The organism is Thermoanaerobaculia bacterium, from assembly GCA_035260525.1.
Taxonomy (GTDB): Bacteria; Acidobacteriota; Thermoanaerobaculia; order UBA5066; family DATFVB01; genus DATFVB01.
Map to the genome: position 1 here is coordinate 1 of DATFVB010000212.1, position 11083 is coordinate 11083.

The window sequence follows — 11083 nt, forward strand, 5'->3', positions numbered from 1 at the left end:
GTCGGTTCTCTCCTTTCCCGCGGCGTCGCGCACGAGCATCACACACTCCAATATCGGCGTCGGCGTGATTGCGCCAGACGGGACCAACCCACCATTCTCAATTCGCATCGATGTATTGTCGTCAACCGGTATGCTCTTGGCGAGCGGCACCTTCGAGAATACGCTCGTGCCTGAACTGGGATTTGGCGCGAACATCTACCTCGTCGATGTGCTCGGCTACCTCGGCATCACGGAGCTGGAGGACGGTCAAGTCCGTGTGACGAAGATTTCCGGCGATGGCGCGCTGTGGGGAGAAATGGCAACGATCACCTCGGAGTGCGGCGTGCTGATGACCGAAGGAATCAATCCGTAGGCGCCGCCCACCCGAGGCCTAAGATGCCTCAACGATAAGATCGTCGCGTGCTGCGCGACCTGTCGATCAAGAACCTCGCGATCGTCGAAGACGTCACGCTCGAGCTCGGCGAAGGATTCACCGCGATCACCGGCGAGACGGGAGCCGGCAAGTCGATCCTGGTCGATGCGCTGACGCTCGTCTCCGGCGGCCGGGCGTCGGCCGACCTGCTCCGCCACGACGCCGACCGTCTCACGGTCTCCGCGCGCTTCGACGGCGTCGACGGCCTCCTACGCACGCTCGAGGACGCGGGGATCGCGCCGATCGACGGGGAGATCGTGGTCCGACGGGAGATCGGCGCGGATGGAAAGGGGCGCGCGTTCGTCGACGACGAGGCCGTGGCCGCGAAGACCCTGGCGCGGATCGGCGAGCGGCTGATCGCGATCCACGGGCAGGGTGGGGAGCGCCGGCTGCTCGAGGCGGAGAGCGCGATCGACCTCGTCGACGCCTTCGGCGGCCTCGAGCGCGAGGCGGACGCGGTCGCGGGATTCGCCCGGGAGCTCCGCGAAGCCGAGACGCGCCGCGAGGAGCTCTCCGAATCCCGCCGCGAGCGCGACCGGCGCCTGGACCTCCTCGGGTACGAGATCGGGGAGATCGACGGCGCGAAGCTCGAGGGGCTCGACGAGGAGGCGCTCGCGAGCGAGCGCAACCTCCTTCTCCACGCCGACCGCGTCCGGCAGCTCGGGGAAGCGGCGGCGGCCGCTCTGTCCGAGGACGAGGGCTCGGCGCTCGACCGCGTCGGCGAGGCCCACCGCGCGGCGGCGGAGCTCGTCCGGATCGACGGCTCCTTCGCGGCGGTCGAGGCGGAGATCGCCGAGATCAAGGCGCGAACCGCCGACATCGCGGGGCAGGTCGCCGGCGCGGCCGCGCGCGTCGAGGCGGACCCCGAGCGGCTCGCCGAGGCCGAGGATCGGCTCGCGAAGCTCCAGCGGCTCAAGAAGAAGTACGGCGCCGGGGTCGCCGAGATCCTCGGATGGCGGGGGAAGGCCGCCGCCGAGCGCGAGGTCCTTCTCCATCTGGACGACGCGCTCGAGGATCTCGAGAAACGGAGCGAGTCGCTCCGCGCCGCCTACGACGCGGCGGCACGGTCGCTCACGGCGGCCCGCCGCGAATCGGCCCGGAAGCTCTCCGCCGCGGTCCAGAAGCACCTCGCGGAGCTCGCCATGGAGAAGGCGAAGTTCCGGGTGGAGCTCTCGGAAGCCGACGAGCGCGTCTCCCCGCGCGGCCGCGACCGGGGCGAGATCCTCTTCTCGGGAAACCCGGGGGAGCCCGAGCGGCCGCTCGCGAAGATCGCGTCGGGGGGCGAGCTCTCGCGGGTCCAGCTCGCGATCGAGTCGGCGCTCCTCGCGTCGCGGGGACGCCGCGCGCAGGGGCGCACGCTCGTCTTCGACGAGGTGGACGCGGGGATCGGCGGGCGGATCGCCGAGGTCGTGGCCCGCAAGCTCTCGTCGCTCGCGGACACGGACCAGGTCCTCTGCGTGACCCACGTGCCGCAGATCGCCGCGCGCGCGGGGCGGCACCTGCGCGCCGTCAAGCGGGTGTCCGGCGGGAGGACGCGGGCCGCGGTCGAGGAGCTCACGGGAGACGAGCGGGTCGAAGAGATCGCGCGGATGCTCGCCGGCGCGACGGTCACTCCGACCGCCCGCGCGCACGCGCGCGCGCTGCTGGCGGCCCGATGAGCGAGTCCCGCCACTCGCGCTCGGAGCGCTTCGCCGGGATCGGCGCGGAGGGGCAGCGCCGGATCGGGGAAACGTCGGTCGCAATCGTCGGCATCGGCGCGGTCGGCAGCGTCGCCGCGGAGATCGCGGCGCGGGCGGGTTTCGGCCGCGTCACGCTGATCGACCGCGACGTCGTCGAGGAGTCGAACCTGCAGCGGCAATTTCTCTTCGACGCGGAGGACGCGCGGGCTTCCGCTCCCAAGGCCGAGGCGGCCGCGCGGCGGCTCGCGCGGATCGACCCGGGCGTCGAGCTTCGCTCCGAGGTTGCCGACCTCGGGTTCCGGAACGCGGACGCGCTGCTCGCAGGCCACGACGTCCTGCTCGACGGGTGCGACAACTTCGAGACGCGCCTCCTCGTCTCCGATTTCGGCAAGAAGAGGGGCGTTCCGACGGTCTACGCGGCGGCGGTCGGTTCCGACGGGCTCGTCTCCGTTTCGATGCCTTCGCCCGACTGGCCGTGCCTGCGCTGTTACCTCGGCGCGCTCCCGCCGGCCGGCTCGTCCCCGACCTGCGACACGGAGGGGATCGTTCCCTCGCTCCCGCCGCTCGTCGCGTCGCTCGCGATGAGCGAGGTGCTGCGGATCGCCGTGGGGAAGAGGCCGTCGCGCGGCGTCCTCACGTTCTCGATCTGGGAGGGGGACGTCCGCCCCGTTCGCGCGTTCGCGCAGGCGCGCCCCCGCGAAGGATGCGACGCCTGCTCGGGCCGCCGGTACCCCGCGCTCGAAGGAGAGGGGGCGACGGAGGTCGTCCGGCTCTGCGGCCGCAACGCGGTCCAGGTCGCGCCCGCGGGGCGGGAGCGCCCCGATTTCGACCGGCTCGAGCGCGCGCTTTCCGGCTTCCCCGTTCAGCGCTCGGCGAACGTCCTGTCGTTCCCCGCCGAAGGCGTCGTGCTGACCCTCTTCTCCGACGGCCGCTGCGTCGTCCGGGGGACGGAGGACTTCGACCGGGCGAGGAGCCTCTACGCGAAGTACGTCGGGCGCTGACGTGCGGCGCGTCCGGCTCGACGACCTCCTCGCCCGGCCCGAGCTCCTCGCCGAGCTCGCCGGAGACCTCCGGCGCGGCGGCGTCGCGGCGCTTCCGACGGAGACGTTCTACGGCCTCGCCGCGGACCCGCGGAGCCCCGAGGGGTGCGCGCGGGTCTTCGCCGTCAAGGGGAGGGACGCGGAGAAAGCGCTTCCCGTGCTCGCCGCGTCGGCCGCGGATCTGGGAGGGCTCGGCGTCTCCGCCGCGCCCGGGACGATCTCGCGCATCGCGGCGCTCTGGCCCGCGCCGCTCACCGCCGTCTTCGCGCTGCGCGAGCCGCTGCCCTGCACGTCCGGGGGCCTCTCGCTCGCCGTCCGCGTCCCCGCGCACCCGGCGCTGCGGCGGCTGCTCGAGCGGACCGGACCGCTCACGGGCACGTCCGCCAATCGCTCCGGCGAGCCGCCGGCTTCCACGGCCGCCGTCGTCGAAGAGGCGCTCGGCCGCGCGATCGACTGGCTCGTCGACGGCGGGGACACCCCCGGCGGCCTTCCCTCGACCGTCGTCGACGCCCGCGTCGAGCCGCCGCGGGTGCTGCGGGCCGGCGCTTTCCCCTGGCCGGAAACACGATAGAATTCCTCGTTTTCCGGTCTTTTCTTCGGAGGCCGCGGTGGGAATCGTCAGAACATACGCCGGCATGACGCCGGTCCTCGGGGAGCGGGTGTACCTCGCGGAGACCGCCGCCGTGATCGGCGACGTCGTGCTCGGCGACGACGTGAGCGTCTGGTACGGCGCGGTCGTGCGCGGCGACTGCCATTTCATCCGCGTCGGGGCGCGCTCGAACATCCAGGACAACTCCGTCCTCCACGTCACTCAGAAGACGCACCCGACGATCCTGGAGGAGGAAGTCACGCTCGGCCATGCGGCGGTCGTCCACGGCGCGACGATCCGGCGCGGGGCGCTCGTGGGAATCCGCGCGACCGTCATGGACGGCGCCGACGTCGGGGAGTCGGCGTTGATCGGTGCCGGCGCGCTCGTCACACCGCGCACGAAAGTGCCGCCGCGGACGCTCTGGCTCGGGAGTCCCGCGAAGCTCGTGCGCGCGCTGACGGACGCGGAAGTCGAAGACCTGAAGCATTACCACGACCACTATCTGGGCTACAAGGAAGAGTACTTCCGCGTCGACGGGAAGTGGGCGCGATGAAGATCGCCCGGGTCAAGGGGACGCGGGACCTGCTCCCCGCCGACACGCTGCGGTTCGGCGCGGCGGAAGAGGCGGCGCGCCGCGTCTTCGGGTCGTACGGCTACGGCGAGATTCGGACGCCCGAGCTCGAATCGACCGACCTCTTCACGCGCTCGGTCGGCGAAGCGACCGACATCGTCCACAAGGAGATGTACACGTTCACGGACCGCGGCGGCCGCTCCCTGACGCTCCGCCCGGAGAATACCGCGGGGGTCGTGCGCGCCGTGGTCGAGAACCGGCTCGATCAGGGGCCGATGCCGCTGCGGCTCTGGTACGCCGGCCCGCAGTTCCGGTACGAGCGGCCGCAGAAGGGACGCTACCGCGAGTTCCGGCAGATCGGCGCGGAGCTCTTCGGCGCGCCCGGTCCCGCCGCCGACGCGGAAGTGCTCGTCATGCTCTTCGACTTCCTCGAGGCGCTCGGATTCCGGGGGCTCTCCGTGTCGTTGAACGCCGTGCCGGGCGGCGAGGGAAGGGAGGCGTTCTCGGCCGCCCTGCGCGCGTACGCCGGCGGCCACGCGGAGCGGCTCGGCGAGGACGACCGCCGGCGGCTCGCCGAGAACCCGCTGCGGCTCTTCGACTCGAAGGACCCGGCGACCGCGGCGATCCTCGAGGGGGCGCCCCGCGCGATCGACCACCTCGACGCCGAGTCGCGGCGGCACCACGCCGCCGTCATGGAGCTCCTCCGCGCGGCCGGGATTCCCTTCGTCGAGGACCCGAAGCTCGTGCGGGGGCTCGATTACTACACGAAAACGGTGTTCGAGGTCACCTCGTCGAACCTCGGCGCGCAGGACGCGATCCTGGGGGGCGGCCGATACGACGGCCTCGTCGCCGATCTCGGCGGCCCGCCGCTCCCGGCCGTCGGCTTCGCCATCGGCGAGGATCGCCTCGTGGACGTGATGCCGCTGGCCGCGGCGCCGGCGGCGGGGCGCGTGCGCGTCATCCCGCTCGCGCCGGAGCAGGAGGGCTACGCGCTCTCGGTCGCGCGCCGCCTGCGCCGGGATGCGCCCGTCGAGTGCGACCTCTCCGGGCGCGGCGTCAAGAAGGGGCTCGCGGCGGCCGCCGAGCTCGGCTTCGACGAGGCGGCGATCGTCGGGCCGGACGAGGCGCGCGACGGGACGGTGACGATGAAGAACCTGAAGACGCGCGAGCAGAAGACGGTCGCGCTCGCGGAGATCGCCCGATGACCCGCGCCGAGGCGGGCCGGCTCGCCGCCGGCGACGCCGGGCGCGACGTCCTCCTCCAGGGCTGGGTCGCGCACCGCCGCGATTTCGGGGAGCTCGTGTTCGTGACGCTGCGCGACCGGTCGGGAGTCGTCCAGGTGCTCTTCGACGAGAACGCGGACCGGGCGCTCGTCGCCGAGGCGAAGACGCTGCGCGCGGAGGACGTCGTCGAGATCCGGGGCTCGGTCGCCCGGCGCGCGGCCGGCCAGGAGAATCCCGCGATGGCGACAGGGGAGATCGAGGTCGTCGCCCGCACGGTGACCGTGCTCAACCGCTCGGACGTCCCGCCCTTCGCGATCGAGGACCGCGTGAACGCGTCGGAGGACCTGCGGCTGAAGTACCGGTACCTCGACCTGCGCCGCCCCGTGATCGCGAAGAATTTCCTCCTGCGCGACGAGATGACCTTCCGCGCGCGGAAGGTCCTGCACGAGCGCGGGTTCCTCGAGGTCGAGACGCCGATCCTCACGAAGTCGACGCCCGAAGGGGCGCGCGACTTCCTCGTGCCGGCGCGCAACCGCCCCGGAGAGTTCTACGCGCTCCCGCAGTCGCCGCAGCTCTTCAAGCAGCTCCTGATGGTGGCGGGCTTCGACCGCTATTACCAGATCGCGCGGTGCTTCCGCGACGAGGACCTGCGCGCGGACCGGCAGCCGGAGTTCACGCAGATCGACGTCGAGATGGCGTTCGCCACTCCCGAGCGGGTCTTCGAGCTCATCGAGGCGCTCTTTCCCGAGATGTTCGGGGCGGCCGGGGTCCCGTGCGCGCCCCCGTTCCCGCGGCTGACGTACGACGAGGCGATCGAGCGGTTCGGGATCGATCGCCCCGACCTGCGCTTCGGGATGGAGCTCGTCGACCTCGCCGCGGCCGCGGAGGGCTCGGGCTTCGTCCCCTTCGAGCGCGCCTTCGCAGAGAAGGGGTGGGTCCGCGGCCTCCGGGTCCCGGGGGGATCCGACGCGTCGCGCAAGAAGCTCGACGAATGGGCCGACGTCGCGAAGACGTTCGGCGCGGGCGGCCTCGTCTGGATCCGCCGCGCCGCCGGCGAGCTCGCGAGCCCGGCGAAGAAGGCGCTCGCTCCCGGAGCGCTCGACCGGATCGCGGAGGCGCTCGGGCTGGCCGAGGGAGACCTCGGCCTCGTCGTCGCGGGCGCGAAGAAGAAGGCCGCCGACGCGCTCGCGAACCTGCGCGTCGCGGTCGCGCGCGACCGCGGGATGATCGACGACTCGAAATTCGCGTTCTGCTGGGTGACCGACTTCCCGCTCGTCGAGTGGGACGAGCGCGAGAACCGGTGGTTCGCGATGCACCACCCGTTCACCTCGCCCCGCGAGGAGGACCTGGCGATCCTCGAGAGCGACCCGGGGCGGGTGCGCGCCCGCGCGTACGACGTCGTCCTGAACGGGACGGAGCTCGGCGGCGGGTCGATCCGCATCCACCGCGCCGACGTCCAGTCGAGGATGTTCCGGCTGCTCGGGATCGGCGAAGAGGAGGCCCGGGCGAAGTTCGGGTTCCTCCTCGACGCTTTCCGCTTCGGCGCCCCGCCGCACGGCGGCATCGCGCTCGGCGTGGACCGCATCTGCATGCTGGCGGCCGGCGCGTCGTCGATCCGGGACGTGATCGCGTTCCCGAAGACGGCGTCCGGCGCGTGCCTGATGACCGAGTCGCCGTCTCCGGTCAGCCCGGCCCAGCTCGCCGAGCTCGGCCTCGCGCTGAAGTGACGGGATGGACGGCGCGGGCCCGGTCCGGTTCGGCCGCGGAACGCTTTCTGAGCTGACGTCCGCGTTCTCCTTCCCGCCCGGACGGGTCCTCCTCGTCACTTCGGCGGCGGTCGCGGCGCTCCACGGCGCGGCGGCACGCCGCGCGCTGTCGGGACGCGAGGTCGTCGAGATCGCGGTCGACGACGGCGAGAGCGCGAAGACCCTCGGGACCCTCGAGAGGATCCTCGACGCCGCGATCGCGGCGGGCGTGCGGCGCGACGACGCCGTCGTCGCGATGGGCGGGGGGACGCTGACCGACGTCGCCGGGCTCGCGGCGGCGCTCCTCCTGCGCGGGATCGCCTGGTACGCCGTCCCGACGACGCTCGTCGGGATGGCCGACGCGGCGATCGGCGGGAAGACTGCGGTCGACCACCCGCGGGGGAAGAACCTGATCGGCGCCTTCCACGCGCCTTCGGGCGTGCTCGTCGACCCCGACCTCCTCGACACCCTTCCGGCGCGCCGGTTCCGCGAGGGAATCGTCGAGATCTTCAAGGCGCTCCTCGTCGGCAGCGCCGGGCCGGCGAAGGCGATGGCGGAAAGGCTCGAGGCGATCTCCTCGGATCGGTCGGTCGACGCGTTTCTCGAGGAGGCGATCCGCGTCAAGCGCGCGATCGTCGGCCGCGATCCGCGCGAGGCGGGGGAGCGGCGCGTGCTCAACTTCGGCCATACGCTCGGCCACGCGATCGAGGCCGCCGGAGGCTACCGGGAATGGTCGCACGGCGAGGCGGTCGCCGTCGGCATGGCCGCCGCGCTTCGCCTCTCCGGCGAGGGGGAGGGATTCCCGCGCGAGGACGCCGCGGCGCTCGCTTCGGAGCTCCTCGGTTTCGCGGGCCGTTCCGCGCCCGCCTGGTCGTCCGACCTCGAAGACGCCATGCTCCGGGACAAGAAGTCGGCCGCCGGCGGGCTTTCGGGCGTGCTGCTGGCGGACTGGGGGCGGCCCGTCGTCCGGATAGTTTCGCCGGACGAATGGCGAAAGGGCCTCGAAGCGGCCGTGGCCGGCGCGGGCGGCGGTCGATCCCCCGCCGGGTCGTAAACGCTCTATAATCCTCCTGTTGGACACCTCTCTCCGGCCCCGGATCCGTCTGTTCGCGCTTCTCGTGGCGGCCCTGGCCGTGGTGTCCCTGACGCCGCTCCTCGTGACGGACCGGGTGCTCATCGCGCGCAACCGCGAGAGCCTCGAGACGATGGAGAAGAAGTACACCGCCCGTTCGGCGGCCGCGATCGCCGACTCGATCTCCGCCTTCTACCGTTCGAGCGAGGAGCAGCTCGACACCCTGGCCGACACGATGAAGTTCTCGCAGGCCCTGTCGGGGAAGAACCCGTTCTCGACGGCGGCGGCCTCGGGCATCCTCCCCGATTTCGTCAAGGGACGCTCGACGTTCCTCGCGCTCCGGGTCATCGATCATGAAGGGCAGGGAGGGGCGATCGGACCGCCGAGCCTTCCCGCCGCGATCGACCAGGAGTTCCGCCGCGGCTATCTCGAGGCGCGCGAGGGGGGGCGGTATTCCGGCTACCCCGTGCAGGCGAAGGGATTCGCGACGTCGGTGGTCGTGATCGCCGAGCCGGTGTCGGGCGAATCGGGGGAGAACATCGGGGTCGTCGAAGGGCTCGTCTCCTGGGAGCCGATCGAGCGGCAGATCGAGGAGGAAGCGCGCCAGGAAATCACGGTGGCGATCCTCGACCGCGACGGCAACATCCTGCTGTCGTCGAAGAACCGCCCCGCGTCACGGCCCGCGGGAAGCCTCGTCGCGGATTACCGGCAGTCGCCGGCGCGGCTGACGCGGGCCTACCGTTCCGGAGGGCAGGCGCTCCTCGGCTCGATCGTCCCCGTGGACGCTCCAGACTGGGCCGTCCTCGTCGAGCGCGACCAGCGGCTGGCGTTCGCGTCGGTCGACGAGATGACGCGCCAGACGATCCTGTGGAGCCTCCTGGCGCTCGGTCTCGCGATCGGCGTCGGCGTCGTCATGGCGATGCGGCTCGCGTCGCCGATCCGCGCGCTCGCGGAGCAGGCCCACGACATCGCGGAAGGGCGCTACGGGCAGCGCGTCGAAGTGCGCGGCGCGGCCGAGATCGCGGACCTCTCCTCCTCGTTCAACCGGATGAGCGAATCGATCGAGCGCGCGATGACGGACCTGAAGAAGGCCGCGCGCGAGAACCACGAGCTGTTCATCAACTCCGTCCGCGCGCTCGCGGCCGCGATCGACGCCAAGGACCCGTACACCCGCGGCCACTCGGAGCGCGTCGCCCGCTACGCCGTCTCGATCGCCCGGGCGATGGATCTCGCGCCGGAGGAGGTCCGGAAGGTCCGGCTCTCGGCGCTGCTCCACGACGTGGGGAAGATCGGGATCGACGACCGCATCCTGCGGAAGCCGACGGCGCTGACCGACGACGAGTTCGAGGTCATGAAGACCCACCCCGCCAAGGGCGCCGCGATCATGTCGGCGATTCCGCAGCTCTCCGACGTCGTCCCCGGCATGAAGCACCACCACGAGAAGTGGGAGGGGGGCGGCTACCCCGACGGCCTGAAGGGGGAGGAGATCCCGCTGCTGGCGCGGATCGTGTCCGTCGCCGACACCTTCGACGCGATGACCACGACGCGTCCTTACCAGAAGGCGATGGCGATCACGTACGTGATCGACCGGATCCAGAGCCTCGCGGGCACCCGGTTCGACAAGCGGATCACGGACGTGCTCGTCAAGGCGTACCAGAACGGGGACCTCCTTCCCGCGACCGGGGACACGGGGACCGCGGCGGTCCGGACGGTCGCGTGAAGCGGGCTCTCCTCGCGGCGGCCGCGGGGACCGCGCTCCTTTCGGGGTGCTCCTCCGGTCCGAAGAAGATGCCCTCCTCGGAGCTCTACCTGACCGAGCGGATGGCGACGGTTTTCCTCCAGCAGGGAAATGCCAACGAGGCCGAGAACGCGTTCCGGCAGGTCCTCGTCGACGATCCCGACAATCCCGAGATGCGCGACGGCCACGGCCTCGCCCTCCTGATGCTCGGGCGGCCGAAGGAGGCGCGCGACGAGTTCGACCGGGCGCTCAAGATCGCGCCCAAGGAGTCGTACCTCAACAACCGCGGTGTCGCGAAGATGGAGCTCGGCGACTACGCGGGCGCGGAGGCGGATTTCCTCCAGGCGTACAAGTCGCCGAGCCTCGCGGACCGCCAGTCGGCGCTCATCAACCTCGGCCGCGCCCGGATGCGCCGCGGCATCCCGGCCGAAGCCGAGGACGCCTTCACGCGGGCGCTCGCCCTCGTTCCCGACTCGTACGAGGCGCTCATGGCGCGCGGCGAGGCCCGCGAGGCCTTGAAGAACGAGAAGGGGGCGGTGGAGGATTACCTCGCGGCGCTGAAGCTCCGGGCGGAAAACCTCGACGCGATGCTCCACGTCGGCATGGGGCTGCTGGCGCTCGACAACCGGGACCTCGGCATCCGCTACCTGCGCCGGGTCACGGAGCTCGCTCCCGATTCTCCGCAGGCGGCGCGGGCGCGCCTCATCCTCGGAGAGGGATCGAGCGCGACCCTTCCCGAGTGAGCCGGGCGTGATCTACCAGCAGATCCTCGACACGCTCATCGCGTCCCTCTCCGGTCTCCTCGCGGCGGTCCTCCTCGACTCGGAAGGAGAGACGGTGGTCGCGTCGCACCGCGCGGGAGACGAGCATTCGCACCGCGTGCTCGGCGCCTATCAGGGAATCTATCTCCGGGATCTCGCGCGCGCGTTCGCGCGCTCCGGTCTCGGCGCGGTCCGCGCGTTCTCGCTCGACTTCGGAGCGATGCGCGTCCACACGGAAGCCCTGCCGGACGGG

Annotated in this window: 11 protein-coding genes; all 11 read left to right on the forward strand. The window is 71.9% G+C overall.

Translation table 11 applies throughout. The annotated features are described in order from the left end of the window. The coding region (locus VKH46_10855; protein HKB71333.1) for a hypothetical protein at positions 1-352 on the forward strand (352 nt) is incomplete at its 5' end. A 47-nt stretch (positions 353-399) separates the two neighbouring features. Beyond that, positions 400-2070, forward strand: coding sequence for a DNA repair protein RecN (recN, locus tag VKH46_10860; GenBank protein ID HKB71334.1), 1671 nt, complete (start codon positions 400-402; stop codon positions 2068-2070). After that, positions 2067-3092 carry a ThiF family adenylyltransferase gene (locus VKH46_10865; protein HKB71335.1) on the forward strand — a complete coding sequence of 342 codons (1026 nt, stop codon included), beginning with the start codon at positions 2067-2069 and terminating at the stop codon, positions 3090-3092. The genes recN and VKH46_10865 overlap by 4 nt, the downstream gene beginning before the upstream one ends. A 1-nt stretch (position 3093) precedes the next feature. Beyond that, the gene (locus VKH46_10870) at positions 3094-3702 is read left to right on the forward strand and encodes an L-threonylcarbamoyladenylate synthase (protein HKB71336.1); all 609 of its coding nucleotides are present in this window, start codon (positions 3094-3096) and stop codon (positions 3700-3702) included. A 37-nt stretch (positions 3703-3739) separates the two neighbouring features. Next, positions 3740-4273, forward strand: coding sequence for a gamma carbonic anhydrase family protein (locus VKH46_10875; protein HKB71337.1), 534 nt, complete (start codon positions 3740-3742; stop codon positions 4271-4273). Next, positions 4270-5496 (forward strand): histidine--tRNA ligase, encoded by a 1227-nt coding sequence (gene hisS / locus VKH46_10880; GenBank protein ID HKB71338.1) that lies wholly within the window; start codon positions 4270-4272, stop codon positions 5494-5496. Before VKH46_10875 ends, hisS begins: the two co-directional genes overlap by 4 nt. Continuing rightward, positions 5493-7241 (forward strand): aspartate--tRNA ligase, encoded by a 1749-nt coding sequence (gene aspS, locus VKH46_10885; GenBank protein ID HKB71339.1) that lies wholly within the window; start codon positions 5493-5495, stop codon positions 7239-7241. Before hisS ends, aspS begins: the two co-directional genes overlap by 4 nt. A 4-nt stretch (positions 7242-7245) precedes the next feature. Continuing rightward, a complete protein-coding gene (locus tag VKH46_10890; protein ID HKB71340.1) occupies positions 7246-8313 on the forward strand; it encodes a 3-dehydroquinate synthase family protein in 1068 nt (355 codons plus the stop codon). A 19-nt stretch (positions 8314-8332) separates the two neighbouring features. Next, complete coding sequence (locus VKH46_10895) at positions 8333-10051, forward strand: HD domain-containing phosphohydrolase (GenBank protein HKB71341.1); 1719 nt, start codon at positions 8333-8335, stop codon at positions 10049-10051. Continuing rightward, positions 10048-10812, forward strand: a complete 765-nt coding sequence (locus tag VKH46_10900; protein HKB71342.1) for a tetratricopeptide repeat protein — start codon at positions 10048-10050, stop codon at positions 10810-10812. The genes VKH46_10895 and VKH46_10900 overlap by 4 nt, the downstream gene beginning before the upstream one ends. Before the next feature lie 7 nt (positions 10813-10819). Beyond that, the coding region (locus VKH46_10905; GenBank protein ID HKB71343.1) for a hypothetical protein at positions 10820-11083 on the forward strand (264 nt) is incomplete at its 3' end.